Here is a 13438-nt window from a genome sequence, read left to right as displayed (position 1 = left end):
AGGTCTCGGGCAGGTCGCTCACCTACCGTTGGGTGGTGACCGAGATCGGAATGCACCGCGACCTGCGCCTGCTGGGGCGCTGCGTGCCGCTGGTCCTGGTGCCGCTGATGTTGCTCGCGAGCAACTTTCCTGGCGAGTACCGGGTGCCGGCCGGCTACTGGCTGCTGTCGATGGCGGCGGCCGCGGTCTTCGTGGTGGGCGATCGATGGCCGCTGCCGGTGTCTGTGGTGTTGTCCGCGCTGGCGGTTCCGCTGTTCGCCGCGGACGCGTGGGGCCTGTCCGAGCTGGTCCCGTACCTGGGGGCGGTGTCGCTGGCCGAGGTCGCCATGCGCACCCATCGGACCTGGCAGGTGGTCACGGCGACCGCCTGCTGGACCGGTGCGGTGCTCGCCGGGACCTGGGCCGACAGCCATTCGGACTTCTGGCGCCCCGCGACCGCGGTCGGGGCGGTGGCCTATGTGGGCCTGCCGTTGCTGCTCGGGCTGTACCTGCGCGCGCAGCGGGACCTCGCGGTGACCTACCGGGCGCAGGCCGCGGTGGCCGAATCACGCAGGGCCGATGCTGAACTCCATGTCAGGGCTGCCGAACGCAGTGCGCTGGCGAGGGAACTCCACGACCTCGTCGCGCATCACATGGCGTCGATCGTGCTGCGGATCGGGGTCGCGCGACACGTGCTCGCGGATGCGGATCCGCGCGTGCACGGGGTGCTCGACGACGTGCACGCGACGGCCTCCGATGCGCTCGCCGACATCCGCAGGCTGCTGGTGGCACTGCGGGATCCGGCGCTGGGTGAGGTCGCGCTCGTGGAGTCCGACGCCGTGCCGACGGAGATCGCCGCCGCGATCGAGCGCACCAGGGCGGCCGGGTTCACCGTCTCCGCGGAGGTGGACCGGGATCTCGGCGGGCTGGACGCGATCGGCAGGCTCACGTTGCTTCGAGTGGTGCAGGAATCGCTGACCAACGTCATGAAGCACACCGATCCGGGCGGGTCGGTGGCCGTGACGGTGGCGCGCCGGAGCGCGGGCATCGCCGTGCGGGTCACCGACACCGGCCACGGTGCGGGCGCCCCGAATCCGGCCGGGCACGGCGTCATCGGGATGGGCGAGCGCGTCGAGCTCGCCGGCGGCACCCTCGACGTCGGCCCCACCGAACACGGCTGGGAGGTCGACGCCTGGCTTCCCGGCGTCTCCGCGGCGTCCGAGACGGGGCACTGATGATCCGGCTGCTGATCGTCGACGACCAGCGCCTGGTCCGCGCCGGGCTGCGAATGCTGTGCGAGTCGACGCAGGATCTCGAGGTGGTCGGTGAGGCGTCGAACGGGGTGGAGGCGATCCGGCTGGCCGCCGAGCTGTCCCCGGACCTGATCCTGATGGACCTGCGGATGCCCGGATTGGACGGCATCGAGGCGACCCGCCAGATCCTCTCGTCGAGGCCGGGGGCCAAGGTGTTGGTGCTCACCACCTTCGACGACGACGAGCACCTCTACCCGGCGCTCGCGGCGGGAGCGGTGGGCTTCCTGGTCAAGGACACCGCGCCCGCCGACCTGCTGAGCGCGATCCGCCGGGTCGTCGACGGGGACATGCTGTTCTCACCCGCGTTGCTGCGCCGGCTCGTCGATCGGGCGCTCGAGGCCGGCCGACAGGACGCCGAGGACACGGGCACGGGGACCGCGGCGCTGACGGCGCGGGAGCGGGAGGTGCTCGCCCTCGTCGGCGAGGGGTTGAGCAACCAGGAGATCGCCGACCGTGTGCACCTCGGCGTCACGACGGTGAAGACACACATCGCCAACCTGATGGACAAGACCGGCTGCGACAACCGGGTGCGGCTGGCGGTCTACTGGCACAAACGCGGCTAGGACGTGTCCGTCCAAACCTGCACACAACCTTCACAACTCCTGCCGGGCATCCCCACACACGGCCAATACAGTCGAACGCATGACCCAGCGCAGAGTGCTCGTCGTCGACGACGAACGCACGATCTCCGAGTCGATCGCGGCGCGATTGCGAGCGGAGGGGTACGAGGTCGACACGGCCACCGACGGTCCGGGAGCCGTCGCGGCGTGCGCGAGCTTCGAGCCGGACGCGGTGGTGCTGGACGTCATGCTCCCCGGATTCGACGGACTCGAGGTGTGCAGGCGAATCCAGGCCGATCGGCCCGTTCCGGTGCTGATGCTCACCGCCCGGGCCGACGAGACGGACATGGTGATCGGGCTCGGCGTCGGTGCGGACGACTATCTGAGCAAGCCGTTCAGCATGCGGGTGCTGGTGGCACGGGTCGCCGCCCTGCTTCGTCGGGCAGAGCGCACCGTCGCGGAGCAACCGGAGACCGTCGCCGTCGGGGCGGTGACCATCGACCTCACGGCCCGCCGGGTCCGGCTCGGGGCCGACGAGGTCCACCTGACCCGAACCGAATTCGACCTGCTCGCCCACCTGGCGCTTCGGCCGCGGGCGGCGATCGCCCGCGAAACGCTGCTCGAACAGGTCTGGGGTTGGGGCGATGCGGCCAGCAGTCGCACCGTCGACAGTCACGTGAAGGCGCTGCGCCGCAAGCTCGGTGGCGACATGATCCGCACGGTGCACGGGGTGGGCTATGCGCTGGAGGTGCCGAGATGAACTGGCCCCGGCCCTTGGACCCACTGCGTTCCTTCAAGGCGAAGACCGGCCTGCTGGTGGTCGCCTCGTTGTTCCTCGCGTCGCTGACCTTTTGGATCACCGCGCAATGGCAGTTCCGATTCGCGCTGCTCGCGGCCCTCATCTCCGCGCTCGCGGTGACTCAGGTTCTCGCGCACGGGATGACCTCGCCCCTGCGGGAGATGACCGCCGCGGCGAGGGCGATGGCGACCGGGGACTATTCCCGCCGGGTGCGGTCGACCTCGCGGGACGAGATCGGGCAACTGGCCACGGCGTTCAACCAGATGGCGGAGGACCTCGAGGCCGACGACCGGTACCGCCGTGAGTTGATCGGCAACGTCTCGCACGAGCTGAGAACTCCCATCGCGGCCCTGCAGGCGGTGTTGGAGAACGTGGTCGACGGCGTCGAGACACCGGATCAGCAGACGATGCGGGCGGCGCTGGCGCAGACCGAGCGGCTGGGCAGCCTGGTCGCGGACCTGCTCGACCTGTCCCGGCTCGAGGGCGGTGCGGTCCCGTTGCAGCGAACCGCCTTCGAGATCGAGCCCTTCCTCGACGAGGTGATCCGGCAGGCAGGCGGGCCCGCGGGACCGCTGCCGGCCGTCGTGGAGGTGAGCCCGGCGGGGCTGCGGGCGGTGGCGGACACCGCCCGGCTCCACCAGGTGATCGCCAACCTCGTCGACAACGCGGCCAGGTACGGCTCGCCCGAGGCGCCCATCCGGGTTCGGGTCCGGATCGACCAGCACACGGGCGACCTGGTCCTGGATGTCCACGACGACGGGCCCGGCATCCCCGCGGCGGACCGTTCACGGGTGTTCGAGCGCTTCACCCGTGGCGGCGCACAGGACGGCGGGACCGGTCTCGGACTCGCGATCGCCCGCTGGGCGGTGGAGCTACACGACGGCCGGATCGAGGTCCTCGACACGGACCCGGGTTGCTGCATCCGGGTGTCGCTACCCCAGACGTAGCGCCGCCGACGACGAAACACCCCCTGGGCCCGGCCTTCCGGCCGGTGCCGCGATGACGCCTGCCCGGACACCGGGAGGGTGCGGATGAGGAGGTCCACATGAGCGCGGAAACGATCGCCCGAGCAGAGACCATGACCGGACACGGGTCCGAGCGGGTGATGCGCCGAAGGCAGTGGCCGCGCGGTATCTGGCCGTACGACCGGACCTCGGTGGCGCCACGCGCGACCCTGGCGTCGGCGCTCGCCGCCGGCGCGATCGCGGCCCTCACCCTGCAGGTGACGGTCGTGAGCATCGCCTACCTCCTGACCGGGGTGGCGGTGGCGGTGACCGCCTTCGCGACCGTTCGCCCGCGTCCGACGCGAGCCCAGGCGGGTGCTGTCCTGGGCGCGCTCGCCCTGCTCGCGGTGGCGGTGGTGCGCGGCGCCGAGTGGCTGATCGCCCTGTGCGTGGTCGCGAGCTGGGTCGTCGGGTCCGTCGCCCTGGTCGGGGGTTGGACGTGGACGGGGCTCGCGTTCGCGTCGATCGCGCTCTGGCTCACCCCCGCGCGGGTGACCGGCTGGGTGCGGCGCGGTCGCGCGCGGTTGCGGACCGGTCGTGGCGTGAAACCCGGCCGGGTGGCCGCGGTGGCGGCGATCAGTGTGGTGCTCGTGCTGGTGTTCGGTTCCCTGTTCGTGAGCGCGGACCCGCAGTTCGCGGCCGTGTTCGGCGCCGTGGTTCCCGATGTGCGGGTGACGAATCCGGTCGGCCGCCTGGTCCTCGGGTTCCTCGTCATGGGCACGGCGCTCGCGGCGGCCTACCTGCGGCGGCGGACCCCGCGGTTCGACGCGCTGGCACCGCGCCCCGGACGTCCGATCGCACGGTGGGAATGGGCGGTGCCGCTGGCGTTGCTGGACCTGTTGTTCGCCGGCTTCGTCGCGGTGCAGGTCCGGGTCCTGTTCGGCGGCGACGGTCACGTGCAGGACACCGACGACCTGACCTATGCGGACTATGCGCGGCAGGGTTTCTGGCAGCTGACCGCGGTCACCGCACTCACCCTGGTGGTCATCGCGGTTGCGGTCCGCAGGGTGGATCGGCAGCGGGCGGGGGACCGGCGGTGCGCCCGACTGCTCCTGGGGGCGCTCTGCGTCCTCACACTGGTGATCGTCGCGTCGGCGGTGCACCGGATGTCGCTGTACGAGAACGAGTTCGGGTTCACCCGGCTGCGCGTGAGCGTGATGGCGGCGGAGCTGTGGCTGGGCACGGTCTTTGTGTTGCTTCTCGTGGCCGGGGTGCGCATGTCGGCACGGTGGCTGCCGCGGGCGGTCCTGGCGTCGGCAGCGGTGGGGCTGCTCGGGTTCGCGGCGCTCAACCCGGACGGCTACATCGCCGAGCGGAACGCGCAACGGTATGCGGACACCGGGGACATCGACGTCGGGTACCTGCGCGGCCTGTCGGTCGACGCGGTGCCCGCACTGGACCGGTTGCCCGAGCCGGTGCGGTCGTGCGCGCTGATCGGGATCGACGTCGACGACGATCCGGGGTGGTTCGAGTACAACGCAGCTCGGTCTCGCGCGCGGGAGATCCTGCGGGCCAGGCCGGTCGGGGAGTGCACCGCCCGTTACTCGGGCTAGGTCCAGGGCGGGATGGGCCGCTTGACCCACATGATCTTCTCGTCGGCGTGCGCGGGCGTCGCCTGCGGGTGCTCGGGGTTCGCGGCGGCCCAGGCCGACTTCTGTTCGAGGAGCTCGGCCACCACGGTCCAGGTCTCCCTGGTGCTCGGCGGGTTGGCGCCCGCGGCCCGGGCCAGCTTGCGCAGCCGGTCGTCGGGCAGGTCGAGCAGTTCGGCGCCGGTGATGGCCCGATCCCACGCATAGCGGGCGAGACCGGTGGCCTTCTCGCGGCGCTTCCGGTCGGCGGCGTCGGTGTGCGCGAAGTCGACCTCGTTCGGATCCATCAGGCCTCCCAACCGTCAGCCGCCGTGGCCCCCGTGATTCGTGGGCATGGTCATCGCCATCGGGGCGGGTTGCTGGCCCGGCTCGAGGACGAGGAACTGACCCATCATGCCCTGATCCTCGTGCAGCAGCAGATGGCAGTGGTACATGTACGGAACGGTGGGGTCGGTGTACTCGGTGAAGCGCAGCGCGAGCCGGAACCGGACCCCTGGCGGCGTGTAGACGGTGTCCTTCCATCCGGCGAGCTCCGCCGGAGGCGGGCTGCCGTCGATGTCGACGATCTGGAACTGCACGTCGTGCACGTGAAAGTTGTGCGGCCAGTCGTCGATATTGCGGACCGTCCAGACCTCGGTGGTGTCGACGCCGGGGGAGAAGTCGATGCGGTTCATGTCCATCTGGGCGCCGTTGATCATGAACCACTGGAGTTCGAAGCTGCGCTGCGTGGCCGCGGACTCCGGGTCGAGCCGGGCGATCGTCGCGAGCGTGGCGGGCAGCGCCGCCGATGGATCCGGGTTCGCGCCCGGCCGCAGTTCGAGGATGCCGAAGCTGTCCCGCACTCCGAACGAGGCGGCGTCGCCGCGGTCGAGTCCCGCGTCGTCCTCGAAGGCGTGCGCGCGCAGCAGGGCGTTCGAGCCGTCCATCGCGACCACGATCTCGGCTCGCTCGCCGGGGCTGAGCCGGACGCGGGTGAGCGGTACTGGGGCCGCGAGCAGTCCGCCGTCGCTCGCGACCAGGTGGAACTCGCGATCGTCGGAGAACCCGAGGTTGTACATCCGACCCGATGAGCCGTTGAGGATCCGCAGGCGAACCCTCTCGGTTCGCACGGGCAGGTGGGCGCCCGCGATCCCGTTGGTGACGATGGTGTCGCCGAGCAGCCCGATGTCGGTGGGGTCGGACTCGTCGAGCGCTCCGTCGGGGGTGAAGCGCTTGTCCTGGATGATCAGCGGGATGTCATCCACCCCATAGGTCTTGGGCAGGTTGACGGCGTCGGTGACGTCGTCGTCGACCAGGAACAGTCCGGCCAGGCCGCGGTAGACGTGCTTCTCGGTGGACCCGTGCGGGTGCGGGTGATACCAGAGGGTCGCGCCCGGCTGGTTCACCGTCCACGCCGGCTCCCAGCGGGCGCCGGGCTCGATGGTCTGGTGCGGTCCACCGTCGAATCGGGCGGGCACATGCATGCCATGCCAGTGCACCGTGGTGGCCTCGGGCAGGCCGTTGTCGATGGTGAACGCGATCGCGTCGCCGCGACGGGCCCGGATCGTCGGTCCCAGCATCGAGCCGTTGAAACCCCACGTCGCGGTGGACTTTCCGGCCAGGATCTCCGTGCTGCCCGTCCCCGCGGAGAGGGTGAAGTGCCGGGCGCCGGCCGCATCGACGGTCGCGGTCGCGAGGGGTGGGATCGGCAGCGGACGGGAGGATGCTCCCACCGGGCTCGGTTGCGCTGGGTTCGATTGCCCGGGGTTCGATTGCACGGCGGCGCATCCGGCGGACAGTGCGATCGGGGTGGCGGCGAGCCCCATCAGGAAGGCGCGCCGGGAGACGACGTTCATGCGATTCAGTCTTCGGGGCCGACGACCGCGTGCCGCCCTCCCGGAGGCCGGTGTTCCGGAGCCGCGCGCCCTCCCATCGGACCTTGTGCCGACGGTCGCGCTGTGTTAGCGCGCGAGGGCGGGGACCGTGTGGCATCGTTTGGTCATGCCGGTCATCGCTCAGGTGTTCGCTGGTCTCGCTGCTGCCCTCCACGTCGTCATCTTCGCCATGGAGAGCGTGTGGTGGACACGCCCGGAGGTCTGGAAACGCTTCGGGCTGACCAGCCAGCAGGACGCCGACGTTGCGCGTCCGCTCGCGTACAACCAGGGCTTCTACAACCTCTTCCTGGCGATCGGCATCGTGGTCGGCCTGGTCATCGGCGGTGCCGCCGGGCACGCGATCGTGGTCTTCTGCTGCGTGAGCATTGTCGGTGCCGCGGTCGTGCTGGCGTCGACGGGTAGTGCCTATCTGAAGGCAGCTGTGGTGCAGGGGATCACGCCGCTGCTCGCGCTGCTCGCGGCCGCGGTGTTCTAGAACGGCGGTGGCTGGTAGCGGAAGCGTTCGCGCAGGATTGCTTGGTGCTCGGCGTGGTGGGCGCGGAGTTGTGCGCATCGGGCGAGGTGGTCGGGGTCGGTGATGGTGGCGAGTTCGGCGAGGGTGGGTGGCTGGTCGTTGGGGTGCATGTGGGTTTCCCACCAGGTCGCCTCGTAGATGCCGGGGTCCGGCGGTTCGGGTGGTGGCGATGATGGGCCGCGCTGTAGCGGTGGGGTCGGTCGCGGTGTGGGTTTCTGGGCGCGGGCGCTGGGTCGCTGGTCGACCGGTAGCGGCAGGGTGACCCCGATGGTGCCGTGTTCGCCGATCCAGACGATGATGTCGCCATCGAGGCGGACGACGCGGAAGAGGCGGTCGGTCTTGGCTTGGTGGTGGCGGGTGCAGGCGGGTTCGCCGTTGCTCTCGACGCTCCACCCGCCCGCATGCGGGTTGTCGGGGTCATATTCGACGATGTGGTCGAACTGGCAGTCGCGGGCTTTAACGGTGCAGCCGGGGAAGGTGCAGGTGTCGTACTTGTCGAAGACGGCGGCGCGGACGGCGTTGCTGGGCCGGTAGGTCAGCGCGCCGCGGGGCGGCAGGTCGTATCCACCGTGCCCGTCCGGATACTGGCCAACGAGCAGGGCCGGGTCGGAGGCGATCGCGTCGAGGACGTCGGTGACCCGCGGCCCGCGAGAGCTCGCATCCGACGGCGGCGGCGGATCATGCCGGGCAGGTAGTCGCCCGGCCGGTCTGCGCCGCAGGCGATAGCGGGCGGGCACGCCGGGTGGCGGGGCCGAGGCAGAGCTGTCCCCTGAACCGTTGCCGCCCTCTGGTTCTGGTGGTTCCGCGCTGGAGCCGTCCGGTGGTTCAATGTCGGGCGGTTCGGAGTGGACGTCGGGCGGTTCGGGGTCGACGTCGGGTACGTCGTTGCCACTGCCCGCATTTCGTTGGGCATCGATGCGCCTGGCATCGGCGATCACCGCCTGCCACGTCGCATCGCCGGCGAGCAGCCGAGCCAGCTCCGGATCGATGGGTCCGTGGCCCTCGAGATGGCTGGGGTTGTCGGCCAACCGGAGCAGGGTGTCGAGGTCGACGTGGATGTGCACCTCGGGCTTCGGCCGCTCCGGCCGCGGCAAATGCGCCGTGGGGCAGTCGACGCGTCCGCACTGGCAGTGCAGATAGCTCTCGCCGTGCACCAACGCCATGAACGCATCCGCCCGCAAAGCGTCGACCGTCCGCGGGTCCTCCCGGCAGACAGTGCCAGCCATCTCCTGGATGAGACTGTCGAGAGTCCGGCCCTCCGCCGCCGTCAGCGTCGCATACACCTGAGCCATCCCGTGCAGGTCCGCGGTCACCGACACCCGCCGACCATGGCGCTCACGCCGCTTCCGGAGCTCCTCCGCCTCCTCCGGGTTGATGCGGATCAACTCCCGCATCACCTCCGCCACCAACTTCCTCGGAGTCAAATACAACGCCGCATCCGCGAGATGGCCCTCCATCCGCCCGAGCGTGGCGTCGCTGATCTCGGCGGTCGCCTCGACGATCGCGAACACCCGCGGAAAGTCCACCCGCCCCGACACGAACACCGCACGTATCAGCGGCAAGCGCAGATCCAGCGCATTGCCCACCGCGACATACCGTTCCGCGGTGAACGCACTCACCCCCAACGCGAGTGCGGTCTCCATCTCCGCGGACCGACCGGCGCGGTAGGCGAACTCCTCCCCGAACAGATCCACCTCGGATGCGAACTGCCGCCGCGCAAACGCCGCCGCTGTCAACACCTTGCGGGCGGCGGCGATGTTCTCCGCCCGCGCGTACTCCCGCAACGCAGCCAGCGCCGCCGTGCCGTCCTCGAAGTCAACCGCAGGCTCGTCGCCGCAGGCCTTCTCACCTGTGGCGTTGCCTCGCGATCCCCCCGAATCGAACATGTGTACGAGTCTACGCGCGCCCACCGACAACTTTGAGGTTCGGCCGCTGCACAACTGACCGTGCATTAGCCAGGTCGGCTTTGCGATGCCGGGCCATGGGGGAAGCGACGTGTTTGATGGGCCCATGCGTTGGATCCGCGTAGGCCTGGGTGTCCTGACTGGTGCGGCGATACTGGTCTTCGCCTTCATTCTCGCCACCCCTTGGAATCTGTGCGCCGATCGTGGTCCGTGCACTTCTCCCGGTGCCGGCGGCTCGATGCACGACGGAGTGGGTTGGAACCGACGTGTCGGTCACAACGCTGGTTGTTGATTGGCCGGCAACCGCACTCGCCTGCCTCGGCGCCGTCCTCATCGTGGTCTCGCTGCTGACCGTGAAGCGGGACGCTCAGGATCGCTAGCGGGAAGCCGGTGGTAGGTCCCGCTGCGCCAAACGCACACTGCCCGTTGGGATGACGCCGGGGAAGTAGTGGTAGCCCTCTGGTGACAGCACCAGATCGGCGGCATCGACACCGTGGACCTCCCACACGTCCACGGCTCCACCCGTGTTGTTCATCCGCACGAACCAATCGCGTTCGAACTCGTCAGCAGCGAGGAAGCAGCCTTCCTGTACCGGCCGACGGCTGCCTGCGATGCCGGGGGCGGCGCCCATGCGGCGCCAGTCCAAACCAAATCGCAGAATTGATGCCCGGTTCAGCGCGGAAGTGACGTGGTAGCGGGCTGGCATCTGTCGACGGTACAAGCCGGAGCACGCAACAGGCCGTCACTCATTGGATCCGACCTCCGAGAGATCCTGATTCGATCAATCGGAGGCAGGCGATCAACCAACGCCGACCGAAGGACCGCTAGTTGGTGGTCGCGTGCCCCAGCCGCTCCAGCACCGCGTCGTGCAGCAGTCCGTTGCTCGCCACCGCGCTGCCGCCGTGTGGGCCCGCGCTGCCGTCGAGCGCGGTGAAGCGTCCACCCGCCTCGCGGACCAGGATGTCCAACGGTGCCAGGTCCCACAGCGAGACCTCCGGCTCTGCGGCGATCTCCAGCGCGCCCTCGGCGAGCAGGCAGTACGAGTAGAAGTCGCCGTAACCGCGGACCCGCCACACCTCGTCGGTCAGCGCGATGAACTGGTCGCGGATGCCGCGGTCGCGCCAGCCGCTCAGGCTCGCGAAGCTCAGGCTGGCCGACGCCAACCGGTCCACCGCGGACACCGAGATCCGGGTCGGCTCGCCGCCGCCGAACGAGGCGAACGCACCCGCGCCCTCGGATGCCCACCAGCGTCGGGTCAGTGCCGGGGCGCTGACGACGCCGACCACGGGAATTCCGTCCTGCAACAGCGCGATCAGGGTGGCCCACACCGGGACCCCGCGGACGAAGTTCTTGGTGCCGTCGATCGGGTCGACCACCCACTGCCTGCCCTCGAACGTCGCGTCACCGCCGAACTCCTCGCCGAGGACCGCGTCGTCCGGACGCTCCGCCGCGAGCACCGCCCGCACCGCACGTTCGACCGCGAGGTCCGCGTCCGAGACCGGGGTGAGGTCGGGCTTGTCGTCCACCTTGAGGTCGAGCGCGCCGAAGCGTGCCCGGGTGATGGTGTCGGCCTCATCGGCGATGCGCAGTGCGAGTTCGAGATCGGTCACGGCGACGACGGTACTCGACCGGGTGCCGGACTTCCTCGGCACTTCATCGTGCATTCAGCCCGAGTCGGGCGGCCGTTTCGCCGCGACGGCCATCATCGGATCGTGATGCTGACACGGCGCCGCGTTCTCCTCGGGGGTGCCGCGTCCGCCGGGCTCGCCGCGGCACAATTCCTCGGTATGACCGCGCAGACGTCCGGTACGCCGACCCCGACGAGGCAGAAGCCGCCGACGGCCGCCTGGTTCGACGTGATCTCCGACATCCAGGGCGATCTCGCGGACCTCGACCGCGCGCTCGACGGGCTCGCTGCGTTCGGCCCGGCGGACGCGTTGCTCGTCAACGGAGACCTCACCCCGAACGGCCGCCTCGACGAGTACGAACAGCTGTTCCGCAGGCTGGAGCGGACCGCCCACCCGCAGACGCTGTACACGATCGGCAATCACGAGTTCTACAACGACGAGACGAGCGAGGTCTCGATCGCGCGGTTCCTCCGGTACTCGGCGATGCCAGCGTTGTTCTCGGCCCACCCGATCGGTGGGGTCCCGGTGATCCGGCTCGGGACCACAGATGGCAGCGAGTCGAGGGGGCACTGCGTGATCCTCGGCCGCACCCAGCTGGACTGGCTGCGGGACACCCTCGAGGAATGCCCGCGCGAGCGCCCGGTCCTGGTGATGAGCCATCACGCGCTGCCGGGCACCGTGTCGGGCACGTTCACCGATCCGCTCACCCAGGCCCCCAGGATCTACAGCAGTGACTACGCGGAGTCCGATGACCTACTGGCCCTGCTCGGGGGATTCCCCAACGTGCTGCTGCTGAGCGGACACACCCACTGGAGCCTGTACCGCGACGACTGGCTGTCCAGGAAGACCGTGCCGGGCGGGCACCCGGACGGGTTCGCCGCGGTGAACACCGGCGCGGTACAGATCGGGTTCGGACCGGACGGCCGGGGCGGCGAGGAGCCCGTCGACCGGAAGCAGAATCAGGGGCTGCGGATCGAGGTCGACGGACCCACCGTTCGGATCCACGCACTCGACTTCCGGCGGGGCGCGGTGATCCGTACGGCCGAGTTCCGCGTGGGCGATGGACCGGACCCGGCCTTGGTCGCGTCACCGGGCTGGCCCGACGCGTCCTCCTGAGGGCGACCGCGGCGGCGATCCGCCGCGGACACCGGTAACCTTGATTCTTGTGCATCCCGATGTTTCCGCAGACCTGGCCGAGCTCAACACCACCCTCACCACCGTCGAGCGGGTGCTGGACGTGGAGGAGCTGCGCCGGCGCATCGACGAACTCGAGCACCAGGCGGCCGATCCGGAGTTGTGGAACAACCAGGAGCACGCCCAGCAGGTGACCAGCCAGCTCTCGCACGCGCAGTCCGAACTGCGCCGCGTCGAGGGCCTGCGCGGCCGACTCGACGACATGCCGGTGCTCTACGAGCTGGCCGAGGACGAGGGGGCGGACGCCGTCGCCGACGCCGACACCGAGCGCGCGTCGCTGCGAGAGGACATCGCGGCGATGGAGGTCAAGACCATGCTCTCCGGCGAGTACGACGAGCGCGACGCGCTGGTCAACATCCGGTCCGGGGCAGGCGGTGTCGACGCAGCCGACTGGGCCGAGATGCTGATGCGCATGTACATCCGTTGGGCCGAGAAGCACGGCTACGGCGTCGAGGTCTACGACACCTCGTACGCGGAAGAGGCAGGCATCAAGAGCGCCACCTTCGCGGTCAAGGCGCCCTACAGCTACGGCACCCTGTCCGTCGAGATGGGCACCCACCGCCTCGTGCGGATCAGCCCGTTCGACAACCAGGGCCGCAGGCAGACCTCCTTCGCCGAGGTCGAGGTGCTGCCGGTGGTCGAGACGACCGACCACATCGACATCAACGAGAACGACGTCCGCGTCGACGTCTACCGCTCGTCCGGCCCCGGCGGTCAGTCCGTCAACACCACCGACTCGGCGGTGCGCCTGACGCACATCCCGACCGGCATCGTGGTCACCTGCCAGAACGAGAAGTCGCAGCTGCAGAACAAGGTGTCCGCGATGCGGGTGCTGCAGGCCAAGCTGCTCGAGGTCAAGCGCAAGGAAGAGCGCGCCGAGATGGACGCCCTCAAGGGTGACGGCGGCAGTTCCTGGGGAAACCAGATGCGCTCGTATGTGCTGCACCCGTACCAGATGGTCAAGGACCTGCGGACCGAATACGAGGTCAACAACCCGTCGGCGGTGCTCGACGGCGACATCGACGGCTTCCTCGAGTCGGGCATCCGCTGGCGAATGAGCGCGGAGCAGGTCTAGCCGGT

At 69.9% G+C, this 13438-nt stretch carries 13 protein-coding genes; 8 read left to right on the top strand and 5 right to left on the bottom strand.

What is annotated here, in order from left to right:
- Positions 1–50 precede the first annotated feature (50 nt).
- From ACFQS9_RS06095 to ACFQS9_RS06075, 5 genes are all read left to right on the top strand, one after another.
- Positions 51–1214 carry a sensor histidine kinase gene (locus ACFQS9_RS06095; protein WP_378403172.1) on the top strand — a complete coding sequence of 388 codons (1164 nt, stop codon included), beginning with the start codon at positions 51–53 and terminating at the stop codon, positions 1212–1214.
- A complete protein-coding gene (locus ACFQS9_RS06090; protein ID WP_378402546.1) occupies positions 1214–1855 on the top strand; it encodes a response regulator in 642 nt (213 codons plus the stop codon). The genes ACFQS9_RS06095 and ACFQS9_RS06090 overlap by 1 nt, the downstream gene beginning before the upstream one ends.
- A 79-nt stretch (positions 1856–1934) precedes the next feature.
- Positions 1935–2612 carry a response regulator gene (locus ACFQS9_RS06085; RefSeq protein ID WP_378402544.1) on the top strand — a complete coding sequence of 226 codons (678 nt, stop codon included), beginning with the start codon at positions 1935–1937 and terminating at the stop codon, positions 2610–2612.
- Complete coding sequence (locus ACFQS9_RS06080) at positions 2609–3598, top strand: HAMP domain-containing sensor histidine kinase (RefSeq protein WP_378402542.1); 990 nt, start codon at positions 2609–2611, stop codon at positions 3596–3598. The genes ACFQS9_RS06085 and ACFQS9_RS06080 overlap by 4 nt, the downstream gene beginning before the upstream one ends.
- A gap of 98 nt (positions 3599–3696) precedes the next feature.
- A complete protein-coding gene (locus ACFQS9_RS06075; protein ID WP_378402540.1) occupies positions 3697–5208 on the top strand; it encodes a DUF4153 domain-containing protein in 1512 nt (503 codons plus the stop codon).
- On the opposite strand, the gene ACFQS9_RS06070 is transcribed toward ACFQS9_RS06075, so the two are convergent.
- On the bottom strand, positions 5205–5531 hold the full coding sequence (locus ACFQS9_RS06070; RefSeq protein WP_378402538.1) for a hypothetical protein: 327 nt from the start codon (positions 5529–5531) through the stop codon (positions 5205–5207). The genes ACFQS9_RS06075 and ACFQS9_RS06070 overlap by 4 nt on opposite strands.
- A gap of 15 nt (positions 5532–5546) precedes the next feature.
- Positions 5547–7079, bottom strand: a complete 1533-nt coding sequence (locus tag ACFQS9_RS06065; protein WP_378402536.1) for a multicopper oxidase family protein — start codon at positions 7077–7079, stop codon at positions 5547–5549.
- A 145-nt stretch (positions 7080–7224) separates the two neighbouring features.
- Between ACFQS9_RS06065 and ACFQS9_RS06060 the strand changes: the two genes are divergently transcribed.
- The gene (locus tag ACFQS9_RS06060) at positions 7225–7593 is read left to right on the top strand and encodes a DUF1304 domain-containing protein (RefSeq protein WP_378402534.1); all 369 of its coding nucleotides are present in this window, start codon (positions 7225–7227) and stop codon (positions 7591–7593) included.
- Here ACFQS9_RS06060 and ACFQS9_RS06055 read toward each other — a convergent pair.
- The 3 genes from ACFQS9_RS06055 to hisN all read right to left on the bottom strand — a co-directional run bounded on the left by ACFQS9_RS06055 (position 7590) and on the right by hisN (position 11200).
- Positions 7590–9518 carry an HNH endonuclease signature motif containing protein gene (locus ACFQS9_RS06055; RefSeq protein WP_378402532.1) on the bottom strand — a complete coding sequence of 643 codons (1929 nt, stop codon included), beginning with the start codon at positions 9516–9518 and terminating at the stop codon, positions 7590–7592. The two genes, ACFQS9_RS06060 and ACFQS9_RS06055, sit on opposite strands and share 4 nt — an antisense overlap.
- A gap of 394 nt (positions 9519–9912) precedes the next feature.
- Positions 9913–10242 (bottom strand): hypothetical protein, encoded by a 330-nt coding sequence (locus ACFQS9_RS06050; RefSeq protein WP_378402530.1) that lies wholly within the window; start codon positions 10240–10242, stop codon positions 9913–9915.
- Positions 10243–10360: 118 nt separating this feature from the next.
- Positions 10361–11200 carry a histidinol-phosphatase gene (hisN, locus tag ACFQS9_RS06045; RefSeq protein ID WP_378402528.1) on the bottom strand — a complete coding sequence of 280 codons (840 nt, stop codon included), beginning with the start codon at positions 11198–11200 and terminating at the stop codon, positions 10361–10363.
- A gap of 51 nt (positions 11201–11251) precedes the next feature.
- Here hisN and ACFQS9_RS06040 point away from each other — a divergent pair, with 51 nt between their 5' ends.
- Positions 11252–12280: a metallophosphoesterase family protein gene (locus ACFQS9_RS06040; RefSeq protein ID WP_378403170.1), complete on the top strand. Its 1029-nt coding sequence runs from the start codon at positions 11252–11254 to the stop codon at positions 12278–12280.
- Between the two features lie 49 nt (positions 12281–12329).
- On the top strand, positions 12330–13433 hold the full coding sequence (gene prfB / locus ACFQS9_RS06035; protein WP_378402526.1) for a peptide chain release factor 2: 1104 nt from the start codon (positions 12330–12332) through the stop codon (positions 13431–13433).
- Positions 13434–13438 lie beyond the last annotated feature (5 nt).

This window comes from Rhodococcus daqingensis (genome assembly GCF_042665615.1).
Lineage (GTDB): Bacteria > Actinomycetota > Actinomycetes > Mycobacteriales > Mycobacteriaceae > Rhodococcus_G > Rhodococcus_G daqingensis.
The sequence above is the reverse complement of the archived record's forward strand: the minus strand, read 5'-3'. Positions and strand labels throughout refer to the sequence as shown.

Excerpts from the sequence above, each read along its gene's own strand:
- ACFQS9_RS06040 (WP_378403170.1), top strand. The coding sequence starts at position 11,252 with ATGCTGACACGGCGCCGCGTTCTCCTCGGGGGTGCCGCGTCCGCCGGG.
- ACFQS9_RS06080 (WP_378402542.1), top strand. The coding sequence starts at position 2,609 with ATGAACTGGCCCCGGCCCTTGGACCCACTGCGTTCCTTCAAGGCGAAG.
- ACFQS9_RS06055 (WP_378402532.1), bottom strand. The coding sequence starts at position 9,518 with ATGTTCGATTCGGGGGGATCGCGAGGCAACGCCACAGGTGAGAAGGCC.
- hisN (WP_378402528.1), bottom strand. The coding sequence starts at position 11,200 with ATGCACGATGAAGTGCCGAGGAAGTCCGGCACCCGGTCGAGTACCGTC.
- ACFQS9_RS06050 (WP_378402530.1), bottom strand. The coding sequence starts at position 10,242 with ATGCCAGCCCGCTACCACGTCACTTCCGCGCTGAACCGGGCATCAATT.
- ACFQS9_RS06070 (WP_378402538.1), bottom strand. The coding sequence starts at position 5,531 with ATGGATCCGAACGAGGTCGACTTCGCGCACACCGACGCCGCCGACCGG.
- ACFQS9_RS06090 (WP_378402546.1), top strand. The coding sequence starts at position 1,214 with ATGATCCGGCTGCTGATCGTCGACGACCAGCGCCTGGTCCGCGCCGGG.
- ACFQS9_RS06085 (WP_378402544.1), top strand. The coding sequence starts at position 1,935 with ATGACCCAGCGCAGAGTGCTCGTCGTCGACGACGAACGCACGATCTCC.
- ACFQS9_RS06060 (WP_378402534.1), top strand. The coding sequence starts at position 7,225 with ATGCCGGTCATCGCTCAGGTGTTCGCTGGTCTCGCTGCTGCCCTCCAC.
- ACFQS9_RS06075 (WP_378402540.1), top strand. The coding sequence starts at position 3,697 with ATGAGCGCGGAAACGATCGCCCGAGCAGAGACCATGACCGGACACGGG.
- ACFQS9_RS06095 (WP_378403172.1), top strand. The coding sequence starts at position 51 with ATGCACCGCGACCTGCGCCTGCTGGGGCGCTGCGTGCCGCTGGTCCTG.
- ACFQS9_RS06065 (WP_378402536.1), bottom strand. The coding sequence starts at position 7,079 with ATGAACGTCGTCTCCCGGCGCGCCTTCCTGATGGGGCTCGCCGCCACC.